Annotated in this window: 24 protein-coding genes, 1 pseudogene and 1 riboswitch; of the genes and pseudogenes, 11 read left to right on the top strand and 14 right to left on the bottom strand. The window is 64.3% G+C overall.

Annotation, left to right across the window (positions count from 1 at the left end):
- Positions 1–50: 50 nt before the first annotated feature.
- Positions 51–224, top strand: a pseudogene (locus tag LB535_RS19260) (DUF1330 domain-containing protein); the annotation flags it as partial.
- 16 nt (positions 225–240) lie between these two features.
- Here LB535_RS19260 and LB535_RS19255 read toward each other — a convergent pair.
- The 4 genes from LB535_RS19255 to metX all read right to left on the bottom strand — a co-directional run bounded on the left by LB535_RS19255 (position 241) and on the right by metX (position 3,501).
- Positions 241–1,233 carry a glycosyltransferase gene (locus tag LB535_RS19255; protein ID WP_224633326.1) on the bottom strand — a complete coding sequence of 331 codons (993 nt, stop codon included), beginning with the start codon at positions 1,231–1,233 and terminating at the stop codon, positions 241–243.
- A 174-nt stretch (positions 1,234–1,407) separates the two neighbouring features.
- Entirely contained in the window at positions 1,408–1,641 is a 234-nt protein-coding gene (locus tag LB535_RS19250) for a hypothetical protein (protein WP_224633325.1), read from the bottom strand.
- Positions 1,638–2,252, bottom strand: coding sequence for a methionine biosynthesis protein MetW (gene metW, locus LB535_RS19245; RefSeq protein WP_095767561.1), 615 nt, complete (start codon positions 2,250–2,252; stop codon positions 1,638–1,640). The genes LB535_RS19250 and metW overlap by 4 nt, the downstream gene beginning before the upstream one ends.
- Before the next feature lie 79 nt (positions 2,253–2,331).
- Positions 2,332–3,501 carry a homoserine O-acetyltransferase MetX gene (metX, locus tag LB535_RS19240; RefSeq protein WP_224633324.1) on the bottom strand — a complete coding sequence of 390 codons (1,170 nt, stop codon included), beginning with the start codon at positions 3,499–3,501 and terminating at the stop codon, positions 2,332–2,334.
- A gap of 96 nt (positions 3,502–3,597) precedes the next feature.
- A riboswitch (SAM riboswitch) is annotated at positions 3,598–3,675 on the bottom strand.
- A gap of 146 nt (positions 3,676–3,821) precedes the next feature.
- Here metX and hisC point away from each other — a divergent pair.
- Positions 3,822–4,925: a histidinol-phosphate transaminase gene (hisC, locus tag LB535_RS19235; protein WP_224633323.1), complete on the top strand. Its 1,104-nt coding sequence runs from the start codon at positions 3,822–3,824 to the stop codon at positions 4,923–4,925.
- A 5-nt stretch (positions 4,926–4,930) separates the two neighbouring features.
- A complete protein-coding gene (locus LB535_RS19230; RefSeq protein WP_224633322.1) occupies positions 4,931–5,866 on the top strand; it encodes a prephenate/arogenate dehydrogenase family protein in 936 nt (311 codons plus the stop codon).
- A 329-nt stretch (positions 5,867–6,195) separates the two neighbouring features.
- Here the strand turns inward: LB535_RS19230 and LB535_RS19225 are convergent, their stop codons facing one another.
- Positions 6,196–7,128: a sugar kinase gene (locus LB535_RS19225; protein ID WP_224633321.1), complete on the bottom strand. Its 933-nt coding sequence runs from the start codon at positions 7,126–7,128 to the stop codon at positions 6,196–6,198.
- 89 nt (positions 7,129–7,217) lie between these two features.
- Positions 7,218–8,216 carry a DUF2125 domain-containing protein gene (locus LB535_RS19220; RefSeq protein ID WP_224633320.1) on the bottom strand — a complete coding sequence of 333 codons (999 nt, stop codon included), beginning with the start codon at positions 8,214–8,216 and terminating at the stop codon, positions 7,218–7,220.
- A gap of 118 nt (positions 8,217–8,334) precedes the next feature.
- Here LB535_RS19220 and LB535_RS19215 point away from each other — a divergent pair, with 118 nt between their 5' ends.
- The 3 genes from LB535_RS19215 to LB535_RS19205 all read left to right on the top strand — a co-directional run bounded on the left by LB535_RS19215 (position 8,335) and on the right by LB535_RS19205 (position 10,721).
- Positions 8,335–8,856 carry a gamma-glutamylcyclotransferase gene (locus LB535_RS19215; protein WP_224633319.1) on the top strand — a complete coding sequence of 174 codons (522 nt, stop codon included), beginning with the start codon at positions 8,335–8,337 and terminating at the stop codon, positions 8,854–8,856.
- A gap of 212 nt (positions 8,857–9,068) precedes the next feature.
- Complete coding sequence (locus LB535_RS19210) at positions 9,069–10,016, top strand: aldo/keto reductase (RefSeq protein WP_224633318.1); 948 nt, start codon at positions 9,069–9,071, stop codon at positions 10,014–10,016.
- Between the two features lie 84 nt (positions 10,017–10,100).
- The gene (locus LB535_RS19205; protein WP_224633317.1) at positions 10,101–10,721 is read left to right on the top strand and encodes a LysE family translocator; all 621 of its coding nucleotides are present in this window, start codon (positions 10,101–10,103) and stop codon (positions 10,719–10,721) included.
- A 4-nt stretch (positions 10,722–10,725) separates the two neighbouring features.
- Here the strand turns inward: LB535_RS19205 and LB535_RS19200 are convergent, their stop codons facing one another.
- Complete coding sequence (locus LB535_RS19200) at positions 10,726–11,520, bottom strand: lysophospholipid acyltransferase family protein (protein ID WP_224633316.1); 795 nt, start codon at positions 11,518–11,520, stop codon at positions 10,726–10,728.
- Between the two features lie 81 nt (positions 11,521–11,601).
- Entirely contained in the window at positions 11,602–12,504 is a 903-nt protein-coding gene (locus tag LB535_RS19195) for a LysR family transcriptional regulator (protein ID WP_224633315.1), read from the bottom strand.
- 101 nt (positions 12,505–12,605) lie between these two features.
- Between LB535_RS19195 and LB535_RS19190 the strand changes: the two genes are divergently transcribed.
- Positions 12,606–13,220 carry a pyridoxamine 5'-phosphate oxidase family protein gene (locus LB535_RS19190; RefSeq protein ID WP_224633314.1) on the top strand — a complete coding sequence of 205 codons (615 nt, stop codon included), beginning with the start codon at positions 12,606–12,608 and terminating at the stop codon, positions 13,218–13,220.
- Here LB535_RS19190 and LB535_RS19185 read toward each other — a convergent pair.
- The 3 genes from LB535_RS19185 to ftsE form a co-directional block, all read right to left on the bottom strand.
- Complete coding sequence (locus tag LB535_RS19185) at positions 13,217–13,945, bottom strand: YdcF family protein (RefSeq protein ID WP_224633313.1); 729 nt, start codon at positions 13,943–13,945, stop codon at positions 13,217–13,219. The genes LB535_RS19190 and LB535_RS19185 overlap by 4 nt on opposite strands.
- Before the next feature lie 157 nt (positions 13,946–14,102).
- Complete coding sequence (locus LB535_RS19180; protein WP_224633312.1) at positions 14,103–15,089, bottom strand: cell division protein FtsX; 987 nt, start codon at positions 15,087–15,089, stop codon at positions 14,103–14,105.
- A complete protein-coding gene (gene ftsE, locus LB535_RS19175) occupies positions 15,082–15,741 on the bottom strand; it encodes a cell division ATP-binding protein FtsE (protein ID WP_027167480.1) in 660 nt (219 codons plus the stop codon). The genes LB535_RS19180 and ftsE overlap by 8 nt, the downstream gene beginning before the upstream one ends.
- Before the next feature lie 181 nt (positions 15,742–15,922).
- On the opposite strand from ftsE, the gene LB535_RS19170 reads away from it, so the two are divergent.
- From LB535_RS19170 to LB535_RS19160, 3 genes are all read left to right on the top strand, one after another.
- Complete coding sequence (locus tag LB535_RS19170; RefSeq protein ID WP_224633311.1) at positions 15,923–16,555, top strand: hypothetical protein; 633 nt, start codon at positions 15,923–15,925, stop codon at positions 16,553–16,555.
- Between the two features lie 246 nt (positions 16,556–16,801).
- A complete protein-coding gene (gene hpt, locus LB535_RS19165; RefSeq protein WP_095767471.1) occupies positions 16,802–17,344 on the top strand; it encodes a hypoxanthine phosphoribosyltransferase in 543 nt (180 codons plus the stop codon).
- 80 nt (positions 17,345–17,424) lie between these two features.
- Complete coding sequence (locus LB535_RS19160; RefSeq protein ID WP_224633310.1) at positions 17,425–17,796, top strand: response regulator; 372 nt, start codon at positions 17,425–17,427, stop codon at positions 17,794–17,796.
- Here LB535_RS19160 and LB535_RS19155 read toward each other — a convergent pair.
- Positions 17,779–18,744, bottom strand: coding sequence for a DMT family transporter (locus LB535_RS19155; protein WP_224633309.1), 966 nt, complete (start codon positions 18,742–18,744; stop codon positions 17,779–17,781). The genes LB535_RS19160 and LB535_RS19155 overlap by 18 nt on opposite strands.
- 187 nt (positions 18,745–18,931) lie before the next feature.
- On the opposite strand from LB535_RS19155, the gene LB535_RS19150 reads away from it, so the two are divergent.
- Positions 18,932–19,816, top strand: a complete 885-nt coding sequence (locus LB535_RS19150) for a LysR family transcriptional regulator (protein WP_095767564.1) — start codon at positions 18,932–18,934, stop codon at positions 19,814–19,816.
- Here the strand turns inward: LB535_RS19150 and LB535_RS19145 are convergent.
- Entirely contained in the window at positions 19,813–20,415 is a 603-nt protein-coding gene (locus tag LB535_RS19145) for a 2-hydroxychromene-2-carboxylate isomerase (protein WP_224633308.1), read from the bottom strand. The two genes, LB535_RS19150 and LB535_RS19145, sit on opposite strands and share 4 nt — an antisense overlap.
- A gap of 71 nt (positions 20,416–20,486) precedes the next feature.
- Positions 20,487–23,102, bottom strand: coding sequence for a TIGR02302 family protein (locus LB535_RS19140; protein ID WP_224633307.1), 2,616 nt, complete (start codon positions 23,100–23,102; stop codon positions 20,487–20,489).
- Between the last annotated feature and the right edge of the window lie 85 nt (positions 23,103–23,187).

The raw sequence follows: 23,187 nt of genomic DNA, 5'->3' as shown, positions 1-23,187 counted from the left end.
CCTGTTGATTAGGCGGCCCGCCAACAGGAACCAACGGACGGTTTTGCCCTTGGCCCGGGCACCTGATCGTCATCGAATCCCCCGGCAGGCAGCACATGCGGGACTGGTACAATTCACCGGCCTATCAGGCGATCCTTTCGCCGCGCACCGAGAACTCGCAATCCGACGTGATCTTCGCTGACGGCGTCGAGCATCCGCATAAGGCTACGGATGTGCCTGGCTAGCGAGAAAAGATTGGCGTTAGCTGTGCCCGATATAGTCCGGCACCATTTCGACCTCGTCGCGGACAAGGCCGGCCGCCAGGCTGAAATGGCCGAAAAACGCCAGAGTATAGAACGCCAGTCCGACAATGACAGCAAACGGGATTTGCCAGAACGGCATGCCGGTCTGCCGCGCATGGCCTGTCACTCGCCGGATCGTGCGCCAAGACATAGTCCCCCAGCGCGTGAAGGATTTGACGATACGCCGAGCCCTGCCAGGTGCATGAAGCTCGACGAATTTTCGATCGGCGTCCCTGCCGGTTACCAGCGCGCGCCAAAAGAAGAACCCCCAGCCCCGCGGCGAGTAGTGGTGAACGCGTGCGTCCACGTTGACTATCTTGTGGCCTTCGCTCCAAAGCCGGTGCATCAGCAACGTGCACGAGACCTTAAAGCCGTTGTGGGCTGGAAATGGGTGACTGGATATCCAGTCATGCCGAAAGGCGATGTTGTTGGCGTTGAGAGCACGCTTCGAGGCGAATCTCTCGTCTCCCTCAGCCATCGGGAAAAACCAGATCAATGCGAAGGTTCGCGAAAAGAAGTCATCGTATGAAAGATAGGTGTGTCCATTCACACAGATGGTTTCAGGCTGGTCGACGAAGGGTTTCAGTAGAGTTGAGAGCCAGTTCCGTTCCGGAACTGTATCGGAATCGAGAAAAACAAGGACGCTCCCTTCGCACGAGGGAATGCCGTTGTTCTTGAGGTCGTAATATCTGCCGCCAGGGAACGCCGCGAAGGCCAGATCGGCAACCTGCTCCAGTTGTGGCGCTTCAGCTCCGATGCTGCTTCGCAGTGAGACTGCGTCAGTTTCGAGGCCGCCGTGCGAGATTATGACCTTCGGCTTCGGATATCCAGTAGCGGAAGCCTGGGCGATCTCGCGCGCCAAGGCCTTCAGCCCAAGGCCAATCTCGTCCCAGTCGATGGATTTAGCATTCTCCATCTCCAAGACAATAGAATAGGTGGGATGTTCAGCCATCGCGGCACAACCGGTTGATCAACCCAGTGGCTATAGTCCTAACAGCATGCTGTCAAACGATCGGGATGCAATTATGCGCTGCGAATTTGTCAGATGAGTTATCTTATCGACAAGTTGTGCGAACTGACTCGCAAAGAGCTTGATTGCATAGACGCCGGTAGAGGACCGCCCCTGTCAGCGCACGCAGTAGCTGGGCGCGGGGATCTCGCGGATAATCCGGCAGCTCCAGCAGACGTCGCCGCCGAACCATTCCAGCGGATGGCCCAGCCCGGCGGAAGCCATCAAACCTGCAAGATGACCGCTGCGCGGCGATGTGCAGACGAGAATTCCCGCCCGTATTTCGGAAAGAATATTCGGGGGGATTTCCACCACTGCCGGCGATCGACGAAAGAAACGAATTTCCGTCATCGCCTCAGCAAAAACACCGCCTGCTGACCAAAAAAATTCCAGAACCACCAAGGCATCGACAGGCCGATCTTCTGGCCGTTGGCGTCGAGCGCGGTTGCCTTCTCGACGGTCGCGCCGAGTTCCTCGCACAGGTTGACGAAGTCGCGGATGGTGCAGAAATGGATGTTGGGCGTGTCGTACCAGGAGTAGGGCAGGTCCTTGGTGACCGGCATCCTGCCCTTGACCAACAGCGAGAAGCGCACGCGCCAGTGGCCGAAATTGGGGAAGGAGACGATGGCGCGGTTGCCGATACGAAGCAGCTCGTCGAGCACCAGCTTCGGGTTGCGGGTCGCCTGCAGGGTCTGTGAGAGCACGACGAAATCGAAGCCCTTGTCGGGATAGAATTCGAGGTCCTTGTCGGCATCGCCCTGAACGACGGAAAGGCCGCGCGCCACGCATTCGTTGACGCCGCGCTGCGACAGTTCCAGCCCGCGGCCGTCGACCTGCTTGGTCTCCTGCAGGAGTTCCAGAAGCAGTCCGTCGCCCGAGCCGACATCGAGGACGCGCGAATTGGCCGGGATGAGATCGGTGACGACCTCGAGGTCGACACGCTGGGCGCGATTGACGCTCATGGCTTCGCCTCCTGCATGGCGCATGATGCCGGTCCGAAAAGTCCGCGACTTTTTGCGTTCGCTGACCTTCGGTTCGGGGTCATAGGCTGAGCCCCCTCGCGCGGGCGGCGGAGGCGATGAAGCCGTTGATGGCCGCGAACAGCTCCGGCTCATCGAGCAGGAAGGCGTCGTGGCCGCGATCGGTCTCGATCTCGACGAAGGAGACGGAAGCGCCCGCCGCGTTCAAGGCATGCACGATCGATCGGCTCTCCTCGGTCGGGAACAGCCAGTCGCTGGTGAAGGAGACCAGGCAAAAACGCGTCTTGGTGCCGGCGAAGGCGTCGGCGAGGCGCCCACCGTGATCGGCGGCAAGGTCGAAATAGTCCATCGCGCGGGTCAGATAGAGGTAGGAATTGGCGTCGAAGCGGTCGACGAAAGTCATGCCCTGATGGCGCAGATAGCTCTCGATCTGGAAATCGGCGTCGAAGCCGAAGGTCAGCGCCTCGCGGTCCTGCAAATTGCGGCCGAACTTGCGGTGAAGCGCGGCTTCCGAAAGGTAGGTGATGTGAGCGGCCATGCGCGCAACGGCGAGCCCTTTTTCCGGCCGCTTGCCGAAATCGAGATATTTGCCGCCATGCCAGTCGGGATCGGCCATGACGGCCTGCCGGCCGACCTCATGGAAGGCGATGTTTTGCGAGGAATGGCGGGCGCCAGTGGCGATCGGCAGGGCGCAGAACACGCGCTCCGGATAGGTTGCTGCCCATTCCAGCACCTGCATGCCGCCCATCGAGCCGCCAAGCACGCAAAACAGCTTCTCGATGCCGAAATGGTCGATGAGCATCGCCTGCGCGCGCACCATGTCGCGGATGGTGATGATCGGCAGGTCGAGCCCGTAGGGCTTGCCGGTCGCCGGGTTGGTCGAGGCCGGGCCGGTCGAGCCGAGGCAGCCGCCGACGACGTTGGAGCAGATGACGAAGAAACGGTTGGTGTCGATGATCTTGCCAGGGCCGATCAGCACCTCCCACCAGCCCGGCTTGCCGGTCACCGGATTGGTGTTGGCGACGTGCTGGTCGCCGGTCAGCGCATGGCAGACGAGGATGGCATTGGAACGCGCGTCGTTGAGCGTGCCATAGGTCTGGTAGGCAATCTGGAAGGGCGAGAGCAGCGTTCCGGCGTCGAGCTTCAGCGGCTTGTCCGGGCCGAACCGCAGCACCGGGCTCGACGGATGGTCGGCCTCGTCGTTGGTTCTTGCAGCACGCTGAGCGGCCATGTCCGTCCTCATCCTGTCCCGCATCGGTCTCGTCCCGATGCGGTGTCCGGCCGGCAGCGGACAATAAAAAACCGGCATTGCCGTCGCAAAGCCGGTTACAGGTTGCAAACGGCCCTTTAGCGAGTTGTTTAACGTGGCTGCAAGCCGACCGGCCAAATCACCACGGGAGTCTGGCAATCCTTCTAGGACCAGCGCCGCGCTTCGTCAACGGGTGGCCTCCTCGCGACCGGATGCGGGTGCCAGGCGCCGCCACTCGACATTCCAGCCCGTGGCCTGTATTTCCGCTGCGGCCTTGAAGGCTTTCTCGACGGATTTGTGACATGAAGCAGGATCAGCCCCGTCCGACGCCCCGCGCGGGCATCATGGACATCGAGGCCTATGTGCCGGGAAAAAGCACCGCGCCGGCCGGCGTGACGAAGGTCTATAAGCTGTCGGCGAACGAAAACCCGCTCGGGCCCTCGCCGAAGGCGATCGAGGCCGTGCGCGAAGTGGCGGCGAAGCTCGATGTCTATCCCGATGGCACCGCCCGCCGGCTGCGCGAGGCGATCGCCGAGGTGCATGGGCTGAATCCGGCCAACATCATCTGCTCCAACGGCTCCGACGAGATCCTGGGGCTGCTGGCGCAGACCTATCTCGCGCCGGGCGACGAGGCCGTGTTCACCGAGCACGCCTTCATGGTCTACAAAATCTATATCCAGGCGGCGGGCGCCAAGCCGGTGGCGGTGAAGGAGACCGAGGAGCGCGCCGACATCGACGCGATTTTGGCCGCGGTGACGCCGGCGACGCGGATCGTGTTTCTCGCCAATCCCAACAATCCGACGGGCACCTATGTGCCGTTCCAGGAAGTGCGCCGGCTGCACGCTGCATTGCCGAAGAACGTGCTCCTGGTGCTCGACGCGGCCTATGCCGAATATGTGCGGCGCAACGACTACGAGGCCGGCATCGAGCTCGCCGGCAGTTCCGAGAACGTGGTGATGACCCGCACCTTCTCCAAGCTCGGGCTCGGCGGCGCGCGTATCGGCTGGATGTACGGGCCGGCGCATATTGTCGATGCGATCAACCGCATTCGCGGCCCCTTCAACGTCAACGCTACAGCGATTGAGGCCGGCATCGCCGCGATCCGCGACCGCGCCCATATCGAGCGCAGCGTGGCGCATAACGAGAAATGGCTGGCCTGGCTCAGCGCCGAGCTGACCGGGCTCGGCCTGCGCGTCACGCCCAGCGTCGGCAATTTCGTGCTGATCCATTTTCCCGACGGCAACAAACATTCGGCGGCGGCGGCGGACGATTATCTGAGCGCCCGCGGCTACATCCTGCGCCGCGTCACCGGCTACGGCTTCCCCAATGCGCTGCGCATGAGCGTCGGCACCGAGGAAGCCAATCGCGGCGTCATCGATGCGCTGAAGACCTTCCTGAAAAGCTAGACACCATGGCATCACCGATGTTCGAGAAAATAGCGCTGGTCGGCATCGGCCTTATCGGCTCGTCGCTCGCCCGCGTCATCCGCCGTGAGGGCCTGGCGCACCATATCGCCATAGCGACGCGCAGCGCTTCGACGCTCAAGCGTGCCGAGGAGCTTGGCCTTGGCGATTCTTACAGCACCGACGCCAGCCAAGCGGTGCGTGACGCCGATCTCGTCATCGTCTCGGTTCCGGTCGGCTCTTCCGGCGAGGTTGCGGCCGAGATCGCGCCTGCGCTGAAGAAGGGCGCCATCCTCACCGATGTCGGCTCGACCAAAGCCTCCGTCATCGCGCAAATGCAGCCGCATGTGCCCGAAGGCGTGCACTTCATCCCCGGACATCCGCTGGCCGGCACGGAAAAGTCCGGGCCCGATGCCGGCTTTGCCGATCTCTTCGAGAATCGCTGGTGCATCTTCACGCCGCTGCCGGGCACCGATCCCGCGGCGCTCGAGACGCTTTCGGAATTCTGGCGGCGCTGCGGCTCCAACATCGACACGATGGACCCGCAGCACCACGACATGACGCTCGCGATCGTTTCGCATCTGCCGCATATCATCGCCTACAACATCGTCGGCACGGCGGACGATCTGGAAGCGGTGACCAAAAGCGAAGTCATCAAATATTCCGCTTCCGGCTTCCGCGACTTCACCCGTCTTGCCGCCTCCGACCCCACCATGTGGCGGGACGTGTGCCTGCACAACAAGGACGCGATCCTGGAGATGCTGGCGCGTTTCTCGGAGGATCTGGCCTCGCTGCAGCGGGCGATCCGCTGGGGCGACGGCGAGAAGCTGTTCGACCTCTTCACCCGCACCCGCGCAATCCGCCGTTCGATCATCGAGGCCGGCCAGGACATCGATGTGCCGGATTTTGGCCGCCAGGCGGTCGAGCACCCGGCCAAGCCTTAGGCTTTTCCCTCGTTCTCTGGCGTGGATTGACCTGTCAGCCTGGGCAGGCGCATGCGATGGAGATTGGCCGAAACGCCCATCGCGATCGTCATCCACGGGCGGAGCAAGGAGCGAAGCGACGCGCGCAGACCCGAGGATCATTCCGTGACTTCCGAGCGCTGTCGCGGTGCAGAATTCTGCTCCGCCGCATTCCATGGCTCAGGTCACGGAATGGATCTCCGCGACGCCGCTTCGCGGCTGCTCCGCCCTGGAATGACGAGGTTGAGCGACTTACGCCAACCCCAGCGTTTGTGCCGATTTCGCGGAAATAGCGGAGATACTCTTGCGTTCTAGCCCTGGGCTGGCGGCCAGTGCGCCGCCATCATCGCCAGCGTTTCGGCCCGATCCGGCGCGCCGAGGCGGCCGCCGAAGCGCAGGCATTTGAGCGCCGCGGCGGCGCTGGCAAAGCGCAGGGCTTCCTCCATGGGCATGGCCTCGGCGAGGCCGACGGCGAAGGCGCCGTGGAAGACGTCGCCGGCGGCGAGCGTGTCGATTGCCTTGACCTTCGGCGCCTCGACATGGCGCACGTGCCGAGTCGCGCGGTCGTGCCACCAGGTGCCGGCCGCGCCGCCGGTCACCGCGACAAAGGCATCGGTGCGCGAAGCGAGGTCGGCGCAGGCGCTTTCGGGGTCGAGCGCGTGGCCGCAGACGATGCGCGCCGCCGGTTCGGAAGCGACGATGTGCGAGGCCAAGGGCAAGAGCCGCTCCAGCACCTCGATCGGCGCGGTGTCGGCGTCGAGGATCGCCGGACGGCCGGTCGATCTGGCCGCGCCCAGAGCCAGCGCCGCGGCGCCCGGCCAGCGGACATCCACCAGCACGGCGTCGAAGCCGGAGAGGTCGGCAAGCGGCAGCGCCTCCGGGTCGGCTTGCGCCTTTTTGTCGTAGAAGGGGACGATGATGCGCTCGCCATGCGCATCCACCAGGATCGCGGCCAGCGCCGATCGCGCGCCGGGAACCCGGCGGATTAGGCTGCAGTCGATACCTTCGGCCTGAATGTCGGCGATAAGCTGGTCGCCGACCGGATCGTCGCCCGCGCTCGCCCATAGCGAGACTTCGGCGCCGAGACGCCGAGCGGCGCAGGCGGCGCTTGTCGCCATGCCGGAAGCGATCTGGACGCCGTCGCTGGCGATGAACTTGCCTTGATGCGCGGGCAGCGTTTCGACGCGAAGGATCGTGTCGAGGGTGAAGGCGCCGACGCTGAGCAGTCTGACCGGCTGCGGCATCGTTGCTTTACTCTTCTCAGTCGGCATGATCTCACCCGAAAACCGGTCCCCACCTTTTGCTATGCTGACCTTCGGTTCGGGACCACGCTCTATTCAAGCGGCTTGACCTTGCCGAGCGGGATGAAGCCCAGCGAAGCCTTGCCCTTGACGATCTTGAGCGGCAAGGAGGGTTCCTTGCCAAGCATGGCAATGGCAGCAAAGCCCTGCCCGATCTCGTTTTTGTGTTCCGGCATGGCGCCGCCGAGGATGGCCGCCACCGCCTTGGGATCATTGAGCTTGATCGTCAGGTTTGCGTCGACCAGCCCTTCCGCGTCAACGGAGACCGGTCCGGAAACGGTGATGCGCGCCGTGCCGGACGACAGGTCGAGCTTGGCGATCTCGATCGACTGGCCGCGCAGGCTCTTCGGGGGCGCTGCCATCAGCGCCACGCCGTTCTTCAGCGTCACGTCGCCACTGCCGTCCAGCGCCGGAAGTGCGCGCCCGTCGATAGCATCTGCGTTGATCTCCAGGTCGCCGAAGCTGCCGACATAATTGATGTCCTGGCCGGCCGGCTGCAATTGGCCGGCCGCCTTGCCGGCGCTGAACAATTGCATCGGATCCGTGTCGTCCTGCGGGTCGGTCTGACCGTTCAGGCCTTCAGCCTGCACGGAAACGCTCCTTGGCAACGGCCACCACACTTTGACATTGGCCTGCAACCGGTCCCAGTCGATCCAGAGCGGCGGCATTCCGGGCGCCGTCGTTCTCAACGGCCCGCGCAGGTCGGCGACCGGCGACAAGGGGCCGGCGATCCAGGCGACGGCGTTGAAGCTGCCGGTGGAGGCGGCGACCTTCCTGGTGTCGTCTTCATAGGCGATGTTGTCGCAGGAGACCGTGAAGCTCATCGGGTAGCCGCTGACGGTCAGGTTGGCGCAGCCGGCGGCGATGCCTTTGCTGCCCAGTCTCGCCACCGCCTGATCTGCCTCGGTCTTGAGCCTGTCGGCGAGATAGAACCAGCCGCCGCTATAGGCGGCGAATAGCACGACAAGGAGTGCGGCAAGCCAGAACAGCCGGCGGCGAAGTTTGGGCGATCGCTCATCACTTGACGTCATGCTGCGGCTCTCGTTAACCCGGCGAGCGGGCATTTACCAATACGCAAACAAGCGGGGGCCAGAAGAAGCACCTCGGCGGTGCGGTGTCGTTCACTCGAATGCGATCAGGCTTGGCGATATGGGCGATTTTTGGGTTTTTGGCTACGGGTCGCTGATCTGGCGGCCCGGATTTGCCCATGTCGAGACGCGTCGCGCCCGGCTCTACGGCTATCGCCGCTCGCTTTGCGTCTATTCCTTCGTGCATCGCGGCACGCGCGCGCGGCCGGGCCTGGTGCTCGGCCTCGACCGGGGCGGCTCCTGCGTCGGCCTCGCCTACCGTGTTCCCGGCAATTTGCGCGACGAGGTGCTTTCCTATCTGCGCGAGCGCGAGCTGGTCACCAGCATCTATCTCGAACGCATTCTCGATGTCCGGCTGGATGGTGGAGGCGCGGTCGAGGCGGTCGCCTACACCGTCGACCGCCGGCATGAGCAGTATGCCGGCGCGCTCGACGCCGATCACGCGGCCAGGATCGTTCGCGGCGCGGTCGGCCAATCCGGGCGAAACGAGGACTATGTCTTGAGCACACTTGAGCATCTCGAGGCGCTCGGCATCCGCGATCACTGGCTGGAGGAGGTGGGCCGTCGGGTCGCGTCTTCGTGACGCGCATTTTCGGCGGAATAATTTCGCCTCCAATGCTCTATCTATTTGTTTTTACACAATTCCTGACGCAAAACCGCGACGCAGTTTTGCTGGAATTGCTCTGGTCCGATCAAAAAACAAAACCATGCCTTTGACCTCGCCCGGCCGCGACCTAGCTTAGCGGCATCCCATCCTTGGGCGTCAGGCCCGTTCCAGCATCACGGAGATCAGTCTTGCAGAAACGTCGTCTCGGTCGCACCGACCTTTCCATCGCGCCGCTGGTCTTGGGCGGCAACGTCTTCGGCTGGACCGCCGACGAGAAGACCTCCTTCGACCTGCTCGACCGGTTCATCGCTGCCGGCTTTAACGCCGTCGATACGGCCGATGCCTATTCGCGCTGGGTTCCCGGCAACAAGGGCGGCGAATCGGAAACGATCATCGGCAATTGGATGAAGAGCCGCGGCAACCGCGATCAGGTCATCGTCATCACCAAGGTCGGTTCGGACATGGGCCAGGGCAAGCGCGACCTCTCCGCTGCCTATATCGAAAAGGCGGTCGACGCTTCACTGAAGCGGCTGCAAACCGATGTCATCGACCTCTATCTGTCGCACTGGCCGGATCCGGCCACGCCTTACGAGGAAACGCTCGGTGCCTATCAGCGGCTGCTCGAAAAGGGCAAGATCCGCTATCCCGGCTGCTCCAATCTCGATGCCGGCCAGCTGCGAGCCGCGCTCGACGTCGCCAGCCTGCGCAGCCTGCCACGTTACGAGGTGCTGCAGCCCGAATACAATTTGTACGACCGCTCGTCGCTCGACGGACCGTTGCTCGACCTCTGTAAGGCAGAGGATATCGGCATCATCACCTATTTCAGCCTCGCTAAGGGATTCCTGAGCGGCAAATACCGCAGCAAGGCCGATCTCGGCCAGAGCGCGCGCGGCGAAGACGTCGCCGAATATCTCAACGAGCGTGGCATGCGCATCCTTTCCGCGCTCGATGCCGTGGCGGAGAGTCATTCGGCCAAGCAGGCGGAGGTGGCGCTGGCCTGGATCATCGCGCGGCCGGGCGTCACCGCGCCGATCGCCAGCGCCACGACCCTGGCCCAGATGGATAGCCTAATCCGCGCCGCGTCGCTCAAGCTTTCGGCCGACGATATCGCGGCATTGGACCGGGCCAGCGCCTGAGACGGGCGCTGCGCACGAACGTCCAAGACGGCCATGACGATCCCTCCTAAATCCTGTCGCATCGCGGCGGCAGGAGGGTTCGGCATGGCCGATGGCATCTTGAACGAGGCGCAGACCTGGCAGCAGGTGCTGGCGCTTATCGTGGCGGCGACGGTCGTCATGGGCAGTCCGGGACCTGCGACGATCAGCGTGACCGCCGTCGGCGCGGCTTTCGGTCTGCGTCCTTCCCTGGGTTACACGTCTGGCGTGGTGCTCGGCACGATCGCCGTGCTTCTGGCGGTGGCGGGCGGGATTTTCGGCATGCTGACCTCGGTGCCGGGAGTGGCGCCGGTGCTGGCGGTCGCTTCGGCAGGCTACATCCTTTATCTCGCCTTCAAAATAGCGACCGCGCCGCCATTGGCGGAGCGCGGAAGCACGGCGACGGAGCCTGATTTCCTTGGCGGTTTCATGCTCGCCGTCGCCAATCCGAAAGCCTATGTGGCGATCGCGGCGGTTTTCGCCGGCGCCGCGTCGCAGGCCGATGCGCTCGGCGTCTCCACCCGGCTGCTGGTGCTTGCCGCGATGATCGTCGCCATTCACGTCGTGTGGCTGCTTGCCGGAACGGCGTTCGCGCGCGGCCTGCGCCATCCGCTGGCCTCGCGGATCATCAACCTGGTGTTTGCCGCCACGCTGGTGCTGACGACCCTGCTGGCGGTGCTGCGGTAGCCGATCAGGTCTTCGCGGTTACGCCGAGTTCCGCCAGCCGCTTCACCGCCGTCGGCGGCATGGGCGGCGGGTTCGGCGCCTGCGCCGCTTCGATAAGCATCTGGTCGCAGGCGGCCTCGGTCTCGCCGATCAGCCGCTGCATGAATTCCTCCTTGCCGAGCCCTGGCGGGATCGGCGGCAGGAAGCGGGCCTTGATGGTGCCGGGATAGCGCAGGAACTTGCGGCGCGGCCAGTAGAGGCCGGCAACATGGGCAACCGGGACCACGGGAACGCTGAGCTGCGTGTAAAGCTCGACGATGCCGTATTTGTAAGACGGCTCGGCACCCGGCGGGCGGCGGGTGCCTTCGGGATAGATGATGAGCTGGCGTGGATTGCGGTTCATCTCCTGCCTGGTCGCGACGACGACCGCCTTCAGCGCTTTCGAACGGTTGCCTCGGTCGACCGGGATCATGCGCATCTTCAAGATGTACCAGCCGAAGAACGGGATCCAGGTCAGCTCGCGCTTCAGGATGTAGAGCGCGTCGTCAAGATAGGGAAAGAAGGCGATCGCATCCCAGAAGGACTGATGCTTCGGCGCCAGGATGAAGGAGCCTTCGGGCAGGTTCTCGACACCCGTGATCTCGCTCTTCGTCGCGGCGATCTTGTCATAGAGCCACATCGAGGTGCGCGACCAGAATTTCGGCACGAACCAGGCGCGGTGGCGCGGCGACAGGAAATAGAAAGGCGTCCAGAAGATCATCTGGACGATCAGGCTGAGATAGAAGACGAAGTTGAACGCCAGCGAGCGGATGATGAGCATGCAAGGGGCCCGTGAGGAAGTGTGCGTTGGTTACACCAAGCGGCGGCAAAAAGGAAACGCCGCCATTGTCGAATGGTGCCGCTAGAGTGACCGAGCCAGCCGTTCCTTGAGACGCGGCGCGGCGAAATCGAGGAAGGCGCGCAGCTTTACCGGTAGCCGGCCCTGGCCGGCATGGACGAGGCTCACCGGCCAGGGCGGCGGTTCGAAGGCCTGCAGCACCAGCCGCAGCGCGCCGGCGCGCACCGCGGCATCCGCCTGGTAGGAGAGCACTTTCGTCAGGCCGAGCCCGGCAATCGCGGCATCAATGGCCGCTTCGGCGGTGTTGACTTGCAGGCGCGAGCGAACAGGGATTGTCGTTTCCGTCTTGCCGGTTCCGAAGCTCCATGCCGCGGGAGCGGCGAGACCTTCGAAGGTGACACAGTCGTGGCCGGCAAGGTCTTGCGGGGTCGTCGGCGTGCCATGCAAGGCGAGATAGGCGGGGCTTGCGCAGACGATACGGCGGATCGAGCCGACGCGGATCGCAACCATCGCCGAATCCGGCAGCTCGCCGATGCGCAGGGCGAGATCGATATGCTCCTCGACCAGTTGGGTGATCCGGTCCGACAGGGTCAGGCGGACATCCACTTGCGGGTAGACGGCGAGAAAGTCGGCGATCACCGGCAGCACATGCAGGCGGCCGAACACGACCGGCGCCGTGATGACCAGCTCGCCGGTCGGGCTCGAATATTCGCCGGCAGCATCGCGCTCGGCCTCGCCCACCTCGTCGAGGATGCGACGGCAGGCGGCAAGATAGGACTGGCCGGCATCGGTCAGCGTCAGGCGCCGCGTCGAGCGGTTGAGCAGACGCGTCCCCAAATGCTTCTCCAGTTCGGAAAGCTTGCGGCTCACCGTCGGCAGCGGCACGCCAGCGCGCTTGGCTGCAGCGGAAAGGCTGCCGGCCTCCACCGTGGCAACGAACAGGGACATAGCGTCGAGGCGGTCCATTATTCTTCCGAAATATGGAAAGATAGATTGCAAACATGCTCTCTACATCCGGTTTTCGGAAGAGCCTAATTGATGTGCGATCCTGTCCGCGGAGCGCCAGCATGAATGAATTCACCAGCGACGTCGCCTTCACACCTACCGTCAAGGCCATCCAGTCCCGCAAGGGGTCGCGCAATTCCTATGCGCGCGTAGAGCAGCACGGCGGCTGGCGGGCAACGATCGCTCCGGATCTTGCCGCCTTCATCGAAGCACAGACCAGCGTGTTCCTGGCGACGGCCAACGCTGAAGGCCAGCCCTACATCCAGCATCGCGGTGGGCCGGCCGGTTTCCTCAAGGTGCTGGACGAGCACATGATCGGCTTTGCGGACTTTTCCGGCAATCGGCAGTTCATCACCCAGGGCAATCTCGAGGACAATGACCAGGCCTTCCTGTTCCTGATCGACTATATGCTCCGGCAGCGCATCAAGATCTGGGGCAGGGCGCGCGTCGTCGAGAATGACCCGGAGCTGACGGCGAAGCTGATGCCCGCGGACTACAAGGCGCGGCCGGAGCAGGCGATCCTGTTCACGGTCTCCGCCTGGGATGCCAATTGCCCACAGCACATCCCGCAGCGCTTCGAGGCGGCGGATGTCGCGGCCGCACTTGCCGAGCGCGACCGGCGCATCGCCGGCCTGGAGCAGGAGATTGCGCGCCTGCGCACGTCAGGCGAAGTCTAATTCTTCACCACCGTCGAGGCTTCGGCGAGCGCGACGCCTTCGGGCGTCGCGCGCAGCGGAAGGAAGCCGCGCGCCAGAGACAGCACATATTTGCTGTATTCGGTGAGCAGCACACGCAGGGCCTCCGGCTTGGTCAGCCAGCCGCCGTTGCCGAGATTGGTATTGACCACCGGATAGGGTTCCAGGCGCGCGCCATGCAGCAGCCGGCCCATCTCGAGCAAGCTGCGCGGCATGTGGTAATTGTTGGTGACGATGATGATGCTGCCATAGGCGTGGTTTTCCACCCATTTGGCGCTTTCCTCGGCATTGCCGATGGTGTCGAGCGCGGCGTGGTCGATATCGACGCAACAGGAAAAGAGCTGTTTGTCGCCGCCCATCGCCGCCTGCAGCTGGCGCTTGGTTGCCGACGGATGGACGCCGCTGATCAGCAGCCGTTCGCCCTTGCCGGAGGCCAACAGGTCCATCGCCGCGTCGAGCCGCGACTGCCCGCCGGTCAGCACGATGATGGCGTCGGCCCTGGCCGGATTGGCCGGAGTCGTCATATGGCTGACCTTGTCGGCAAACCAGCCGAAGCCGCCGGCAAAAAGCACCAGCGCGGCGAGAACCACGAAACCGCAGACGCGCAGGGCGAGCCTCAAACGACCGAACCCGGCGAAGGCAGCGCTGCGCACACGCATCGCCGGCATTCGTCCAGCCGTCTCGATCGAATCCCGCGCTTCCATCATCCCCAGGTTAATCCTGAAAGCCTCTAATGGTTAACTCCGAAATGCGGCCGTTGATAGGTGAGACGGCGCACATTGCGTTACGGCAGGTATCCCGCGTGTGATCATTGTCTTGTTCGTTTATAGCGCTTTGCGCCGGTTTCCGGATTGATCTCATGGGTCAGCCCGCATCCGGCTGGCGAACGTCGATGTCGCTGAGATAGGCGACGACGGTCGCATGCGAGGTGGCCGCGGTCAGCGCGCCGATCACCAGCACCATCAGGCCGACGCCGAAATAGCCGGCTGAGCCGATGGCGAAATTGCCGAACAAAGCGGTTGCCTGGTCGGCCTGGGGCGTCGCCATGTTGCGCGACGACCACCAGGAAAAGACGATGAAGACGGCGATCGCCAGGGCGCCGCCGGCGGCCGCGCCCTTCATGCCGGTGACCAGGAAATGCCAGCGGAATTCGCGCGCGATGAAGCGCGCTTCGGCACCGACGAAATGCAGCACCTCGATGATGTGGCCGTTGCCGGCCATGGCGCCGCGTGTGGCGAACACCACCGTCAGCACGGTTGCCGAGAGCATCAGCACCAGAACGGCAATGCCGATCGTCACGGTCGTGCGCGCCATGGCGACCAGCCGGTCGACCCAGGTGCGGTGATCGTCGAGTGCCGCGGTCGGTATTTTCGGCGTGATGGCGGCGCGCATGGCGGCAAAATCGGGCGGGCTGGCCTCGTCGATGGTGACGATGATGAGGCGCGGCACCGGCAGCTCGTCAATGTTGAGGCCGCTGCCCAGCCACGGTTCCAGAAGACGCGCGGTCGCGTCGCGGTCGATGATCTTGGTGCCCTTCACGCCGGGGAACTCGCTGGCGATCTGCGAGGCCTGCGCAAGGGCCGCCTCCATGCCCAAACCGTCGGCCGGCTTGATCTGGATCGTCGCCTCGCGCGATATCTGGTTCTCCCAGACGGAGGCGGTATCGCGCACCAGCGTCACGGCGCCGAAGGTGAGACAGGACAGGAAGGTCATGATGGCGATGACCAGCACCAGCGCCCGTCCAGCGATGTTCTGCGCCGGTACGATCGGCGCCGTCTTGCGCTGGACACGCCGGACCGTCGTCTTGTCGAGCGTTTCGTGCTGGAGGTGATCGGCCGGGAGGTCAGTCATAAACGTCCAACCTTCCACCGGCCAGGATCATGCGACGCGCATCGACCTGTTCCATCAGGCCGAGGTCGTGGGTGGCGATCACCACGGCGGTGCCTAGCCGGTTGAGCTCGATGAACAGTCTTAGCAGCCTGCGCGCCAGCGGCGGATCGACATTGCCGGTCGGCTCGTCGGCAAGCAGGATCTCCGGCTGTTCGATCAAGGCCCGGGCTATCGCGGCGCGCTGCTTCTCGCCGCCCGACAGCACCGGCGGCAGCACATGCATGCGGTCGCCGAGCCCGACCCATTTCAGCAGCTCGGTGACGTCGGTGCGGTAGCTCGCTTCCTCGCGCCCGCGCACGCGCAGCGGCAGCGCGACATTCTCGTAGGTCGTCATATGGTCGAGCAGGCGGAAGTCCTGGAACACCACGCCGATGCGGCGGCGCAGCAGCGGCAGCTCGCCGCGCGAAATGCGCGAGCGGTCCTTGCCGAAGATGGTGATCAGGCCGCGCGTCGGCTTCAGCGACATGAACAAAAGGCGCAGCAAGGTCGTCTTGCCGGCGCCCGAAGGGCCGCTCAGGAACTGGAAGGAGCGCTCCGGAATGTGCAGGGAGATATCGCGGAGGATCTCCGGACCCATGCCATAGCGGAGGCCGACATTTTCGAAGCGGATCACGTTCGGCGACCTGGAAACTCTCGGCGGCGACGCGCCACAATCTATCTTAACAGACCATCGGCCGGCATGGTTAACCAGCGGTTAATTTTGCAACGTCCAGCATGCATCAAAGCCATTCCGGTGGGGAAGCGTTAACCAATTCCGTTTACGCAAAAGAAACGAAGACTGCACTGGTGCCGCAATGGCTGACGAGAGAACCGCGCGCCCTGTTTCCGGCGAAATCATGACCGGCACGGCAACAAATGCCGCGCCGGGACGCGTCATGTTCGATGCGGCCGACATCGTCGATGCCGATTATGTGGTGCTGCCGCGTTTTGCCGCTCATCCAGAATCGGCACCGCCGCCGCAGATGCCGTCGACGCCATCGATCGGCGGCATGGGCATGCTACGCAGACCAGAGGCGGCGCCGTCGCGATCCTCGCGTGGCGGCCCGTTGTTCTGGATAGCCGGCGTCGGCATAGCGCTCGCATCCTTCTGGGTGTCGGGTGGTCATGCGCTGGTCCGGCAAAGCCCCTTTTGGACGACCGCCGCGCCGGCGAGCGCGCTCACCATCTCCGGCGTGACGTCGCGCATCGATGCGTCGGGATTGAAGCCGGTGCTGTTCGTGGATGGCGAGGCGGCGAATGACGGGATGAAGTCGGAAACGCTGCCGCCGCTCGAAATTCGCGTCACCGATAGCAACGCCAATATCATCCGCTACAGGCTGGGGACGTCGAACCGTTCGCTGGGCCCGGGCGAAAGATTCGGCTTTTCGAGCCGCCTCGATGTGCCTAAAGACGGCGTCAGGACAGTCTCCGTAATCTTCGCCGGCTAGGTGTGTCGATATTCAGGTGAGGCCGGCCTGCGAACGATGCCTTCCTTCGCTTCCGGCCTTCGCCGGCCGAAGCACTTAGGAGTGGCGTGGCAGTCAAATTGAGGCTATGGCCGGCGTAGGCCGGTGCTCACGTACTTCAAGTACGCTCCACTCCGGTTCTCGGAAGCCATCGTTCTCGACTCGGCCTGACCTGAATCTCGACACACCTAGCGCCTGGCGGCCTAGGTGGTTTTGAAGGACAAAAGAATGCCAGTTGTACGCGGCAAGGACATCGAGGTCCTGTTTTCGGCGTCGGCGATCGCGCGCCGCAATCTCGAACTCGCCAAGGAAATCGCCGGGCGCGATTACCACGACCTGCTGGTGATCTCGATCCTCAAGGGCTCGTTCGTCTTCGCCGCCGATCTCATCCGCGCCATGCATGATGTCGGCCTGTCGCCGGAAGTCGAGTTCATCTTCATCTCCAGCTACGGCGCCGGCACGACCAGCGGCGAGGTCAGGGTGCTGCGCGACATCGACAACGAGGTCGCCGGCCGCGACGTGCTGTTGATCGACGACATACTCGAATCCGGCAAGACGCTTTCCTACACCCGCGACCTGATGCTTTCGCGCGGCGCCAAGAGCTGCGCCATCGCGGTGCTGCTCGACAAGCGGATGCGCCGCCAGACCTCGCTCAACGCGGATTATGTGGGCTTCGACTGCCCGGACTATTTCGTCGTCGGCTACGGCATGGATGTGGCCCATGCGTTCCGCGAGCTGCCATTTGTCGGGGTGGTGAAAGGCGACGCCTGAGAAGGCGGCGCCATTCCGAAAAGCCGCCGATCGTTAGAATTTTCAGAAAACATCAACGTTTCGGCGGCATCTATCTCGGCATGGCAAAGCTTCTGATCGTCGAGGACGATGAGTCCGTCCGCACCCTCGCTGCCCGCGCGCTCGAGCGCGATGGCCACAATGTCACCATCGCCACCGACGGCGCGCAGGGGCTGGACATGATCCGGCAGGCGCGCGGCGGTTTCGATCTGGTGGTGTCCGACATCCGCATGCCGGAAATGGACGGCATCGAGATGGCGACAGCCGCCGCAAGAGAGTTTCCGGCGATGCGGATCATGCTGATGACCGGCTATGCCGACCAGCGTGAGCGCGCCGAGGAGCTCAACGGCATCATCCTCGACGTCGTGCAGAAGCCGTTCACGCTTGCCGAGATCCGTGGCCGCGTCGGCAAGGCATTAAGCTGCTTCGCTTGACACCGCATCGGCCGTGACAGCGGCGGCCGGCGCCGCACTTCGCCGACGTCCGCCGCTGAGCGCAAGCAGGCCGGCGCCGATGATCAGCGCCGCGCCCAGCACCGTGGTTTCACGCGGCACTTCGGCGAAGAACAGGAAACCCCACAGCGGCGACCACAGGATGCCGGTATATTCGAACGTGGCGACGCGATTGGCCGGCGCCACCCGGTAGGCCTGCGAGAGCAGGATCATGCCGGCGGACGCGACGAGGCCGCAGGCGGCCATCTTCAGGAAGTCCGGCATTGTCGGCCATACCCATGGCCGCACCAGGAATTCGACGCTCGGATGCGCCGCATGAGTGATGCCGGCAAGGTGGAAGACGGTTGCGACGGCAACCGCGCCGCTGAGATAGGCGCCGTTCTGATAGAAGGCCATCACGGTCGACGATTCGGTGTCGCCGATGCGGCGCGCCATCAGTTGCGAGAAGCCGTAGAGGAAGGCCGAGCCCAGCGACAGCAGCGCCGCCCAGTCGAACACGCCGCCGCCGGGACGCACCATCACAAGCACGCCGACCAGGCCGATCAGCACCGTCGACAGCATCTTCCATGAGACGCGCTCGCCGAGATAGGGACCGGCCATCGCCATGATGAACAGCGGCGCCATGAAATAGAGCGCCACCGCATCGGCCAGCGGCAAGGCGGCGATCGCCAGATAATAGACCGTGTAGGACGAGAACTGGATGAAGGCGCGCAGCGTCAGCATGCCTGCCCGCTTCGACAGCACCGCCTTCAGGCCGACATCGGCCTGGACGAGCACGATCAGGATCGGCAGCGCGACGATGGCGCGGATCGCCATCACCTCGGTCACCGGATAGCCGCCCGAAACCGCCTTCACCAGCGGATCCTGCAGTGAAAAAACCAGCACGCCGAGGCAGAGGCTTAGAATGCCAAGCACCGTCCGGTTCTGCATGATCGATCCAGCGAAAAAGAACCCGCCACCATTTTCAGGCAGCGGGTACGAGTGAGGACTCTTCGATTGGTCCGCGACCGATTTCGCGGCCGCATATCCAATGGGTGTCATGACTATCCTGCGGCGTTTGACATCTGGCAAACGAATTGGAATGATGCCAGCAATCAACTTTGCTTATGGCGACTCGATGCGACCAGTCCTCGACAGCGATCTCTTGCGCACCTTCGTGGCGGTGGCCGAAACCGGCAATTTCACCCGCGCGGCGGAGAAAGCCGGGCGCACGCAATCGGCCGTGTCCATGCAGATGAAGAAGCTGGAGGACATGGTCGGCGACAATCTATTCGAGCGCGGCTCGCGCGGCGTGGCGCTGACGCGCCGCGGCGGCGAGCTCATCGCCAATGCGCGCCGCATCGTCTCGCTGCTGGACGAGACCGCTGCCTCGCTGGTGGCGCCGCCGCTGGGCGGGCTGGTGCGCATCGGCATTCCGGCCGAGTACGGCCGCTCGATCCTGTCGCGGGCGCTGGGCGAATTCGCCAAGCGCCATCCGCGCGTCGAGGTCACAGTGCGTTACGCGCATTCGGATTCGCAGGTGCGGGCGCTCGCGGCCGGCGAGCTCGACCTCGCCGTGGTGTTCGAATGGGAGGGCTCTTCCGGCGGCGAGGTGCTGATGCACGACCCGACGGTCTGGGTGACGTCGACGCTGCACCACATGCATGAGGAACGGCCGGTGCCGATCGCGCTTTACAGCCGCAACGGCTGGTGCCGCGACTTCGCGATCAAGTCGCTGCAGCAGCGCGGCCTCGACTACCGAGTCGCCTACACCAGCGATACCAATGGCGGCCTGACGCTCGCCGTCACGTCCGGCCTGGCGATCGCGCCGATCTCGCGCAGCAACATCCCGCCTGATTGCCGCGAACTGACGGCAGCCGACGGTTTCGGCGACATCGATTCCTCCAACGTCGTCCTGCATCGCAATCCGCTGGCGACCGGCGAGGCGATCGACGGCATGGAGAACGCCATACGCGAGGCGTTCATGCTGACCAGGCAGGCGGGCGCGGCGGCCGGGCTTTAGTCCGGCGGGCCACTTTCAATCTGCCTGAGCCAGCGTATGGCATCATCCAGGCGATCGTCGCCCCAGAACAGCTCGCCGTCGACGAGGAAACTCGGCGAGCCGAAAATGCCGAGCGCCTTGGCTTGTTCGGTCGCGGCGGCGAGATCAGCCTTGGCGGCATCGCTGTCGGCCTCCCGCAGGATCGGTTCCGGTTCCTGCCCCGCTTTCTTGATGCTTGCCGAGATGTTCGGCTCGCTGCCGGCCGGCTCACCCATCTCGAACCAGCGCCGGTAGCTCTCCCTGGCATAGGCGTCGCACCAGCCCTCCCGCGCGGCAATGACGGCGACGCGATTGGCGCGCTCAAGTTCGGCAAGCGGATAGGGCGCGGGCAGCTTGGGCCCCATCCTGTACATCGCTGCGCGACGCTCTATGTCGCGCCACATATAGGCGGCCTTCACCGGCTTCTTGGCGAAGGGGATATTGTCCATCTCGATCATGATCGAGCGCACGTTGAATGGCCGCCAGCGGAACTCGATGCCGGTCTCAGCCTGGATCTTCGCCAGTCGCATCACCGAAAGGTAGGTGTAGGTGCTGCCGATGGAAAACCAGAAATCGATCATCGCCCCATGCTCTCGGCCATGACGCTACCGGTTCTGAATGTGCAGGGCAATCTCGCAACGCCGATGACGGGCTATTTCAGCTCCAGCAGCCGTTCGAGATAGCTGCGCTCGATATCGGGGCTGAGCGCGTTGCCGAGCCGCTTGCGGATCGCATCGAGGATCTGGCGCGCGCGCTGGACGTCGATCTCGTCGGGAACCTTGACCGAGGTGCCGTCATCGGGACCGTTGGTGGCGCGCGGCCGCCCCAGCGGGTCGCGGTCGGCGTCCTGCTGGCGGCCGCCCTGCTCGCTGCCGCCCTGGTCGCCCTGCATGGCCTGCATCTGCTTCATCATTTCCTTGGCGCCGCGACGCAGCGCTTCCAGCGCGCGGCCCTGGTGGCCGACGGCCTGGTCGCCGTCGCCCTGGCCGAGCGATTGTTCGGCATTGCCCATCGATTTGCCGGCCTCGCCAAAGCCCTCATTGGGCTCCATGCCCATGCCTTCGAGGCCTTTCTTCAACTGATCGAGCTCGCTCTGCAACTGGCCCTGGCCTTCCTGCAGCTGCTTCAGCGCATCGGCCAAATCCTTCGGCGACATTTTCGGCCGGCCCAGCGGATCGCGGTCCTGGCCGGGACCGGGCCGCTGCTGCTGGTCGTCGGACTGGCCCTGTTCGCCATCCTCGCCAAGCTGCTGCTGCTCGCCGCCTTCGCCACGCTGCCCGCGCTGCATCTGGTCCAGCCGGAAGGTGTCGTTCATCATTTCCTGCTGGCGGCGCATGATGTCGCCGAGCTTGTCCATCTGCTGGCGCATCTCGCTGTCCTGCTCGCCGCCCGGCTGCTGGCGGCCGGCCTGCAGGTTGTTCATCATGTCCTGCAGCTCGGAGAGAAGCTGCTGGGCCTTGTCGCGATCGCCCGATTTGGCCAGATTCTCGATCTGGTCCATCATGCGGTCGATATCGCTCTGGCGCAGCTCGCGGCCGTTCTGCTGCATCTGCGGCGCATTCGGGTTCTGCTGCGCGCGCTGGGCGAATTCCTGCAGGAACTGGTTCATCGCCTCTCGCAGTTCCTTCATCGCCTTTTCGATCTCCTGATCGCTGGCGCCGTTCTTGATGGCGTCCTGCAACGCCTGCTGCGCCTGGCGCAGCCGCCGCTCGGCGGCCGACAGGTTGCCTTCCTCGATGCCGAGCGCGATCTCCCACAGATAGGACACGACATTGCGCAACTGATCGTCGCTCTCGGAGAGCTTCAGCCGGCTCCTCGCGCTCATGATGGCGAGATAGTTCGACATGTTGTCGAACGTGTCCTCGGGCCGCAGCGTGACCGCATCCATCAGGTCGAGAACGCGCGGCTTGGCATTGGTGTCGAGCGCCACCAGCCGGCGCTGTTCGATCACCGCTCTAGCCAGCGGATTGGCGAAGGGCCGCTCCGGCATGACAAGCGTTTTGGTTTCGCTGGTCGCGGTGTGGCCGGCGTCGTCCGTTGCAGTGAGCGTCAGCTTGATGTTGCTGCCGGCCCAGACATGCTCGGTCAGGTCCTTGGTCGTCTTGGCCGCGCTCGGCTTGCCGCCGCGGCGCGGCAGCGTCAATGGCATGTCGGGCGCGCCGTAGAGCGGATGCGCGTTGGCGGCAGGCGGATCCGACAGCTCGAAAACGGCCTTGGCGGAGGCTGCACCATAGTCGTCGGCGATCTCGTAATTGAGCTCGATGGCGCCGTTGACGGCGCGCTTCGGCTCGCCGACGAAGCGGATCGTCGGCGGCTTGTCGGGAATGACGGCAAAGGCCCAGTGGCCAAGATCGCCTTCGCCGGATTTCAGCGTCAGCGTGCCGTTGGTGTTCAGCTTGCCGGAGAACTGGCGCACTTTTGGTGCGGTCTGGCCGGCGGCAGGCGCGGGGCCTTTCGGCGCGGCGGGCTCGATGGCGCGGTCATTGCCGCCTTGATCGGCATAGCTCAGCGTCTCCTCGCCCGAACCGCCGGTGACGCGCAGCGAGATGTCGCTGCCTTGCGGAACGGAAAAGGTCTGGACGGCCTGGTTGGCATCGGCCGTCAGGAACACCGGGGCTTTGCCGGTATAGGCAGGCGGCGTCACCCAGGCGTCGATGCGCGGGGGCACGGCATCATGCGAGGCGTGCGCGACAAAACCGTCGCTGATCCTGCCGCCAAAGGGTCCGAAGGAGAAGGCAAGCGCCGTGACGAACAGCAGCCCCGCCACGGCGCGCAGACCCCAGCGGTCATAGTCCGGCACGCCGGTGCGCGGCCGGTCGGCGCCGAGGCTCGAAAGCCGCTCGGCCATGCGCTTCTGGTGCTCGCGCCACAACGCCTGCGAGAAGATGCTCTCGGCGCCGCTCGGTCGGTCGGTCTGCACCTGCACCGGGCTGTGCAGCAATTCGTTCGCCGCCTCGATGCGCCGGTCGATCTCGGCTGCCGAGGGCATGCGGAAGAAGCGCAGCGGGTAGAGCGCTGCGATCGCGGCTAGCGCGAACAGGATCAGAAGGCCGATGCGCGCCGCGTCCGGCAAGCGCGGGAACAGGCCGAACCACGAAAAGCTGAAGAACAGGCTGGCGACGACCAGCAGCGGCAGCACGAGCGGCCAAGCGCGCTCGAAGGTCATCGAGGCCCGCGTCGCCAACCGGCTGAGCGCCAAGCGCCCTGCAAAGCCGCGTCCATCGCTGGCCCGGCTGCGTTCGCCGCTGGAAATGGGTCGTTCGGTCATCGGCCCTTCCTGCCCGGGCACGATAGCCCGGACGTCATCGCCAGAAGGATACCAGCAAACACGGCAAAGGCGAGGCGGGTTCCAA

This window comes from Mesorhizobium sp. CA10 (genome assembly GCF_020165285.1).
In the GTDB taxonomy this organism is placed as follows: Bacteria; Pseudomonadota; Alphaproteobacteria; order Rhizobiales; family Rhizobiaceae; genus Mesorhizobium.
Note: the sequence above shows the minus strand (reverse complement) of the source record. Positions and strands in the feature narration are given on the sequence as shown.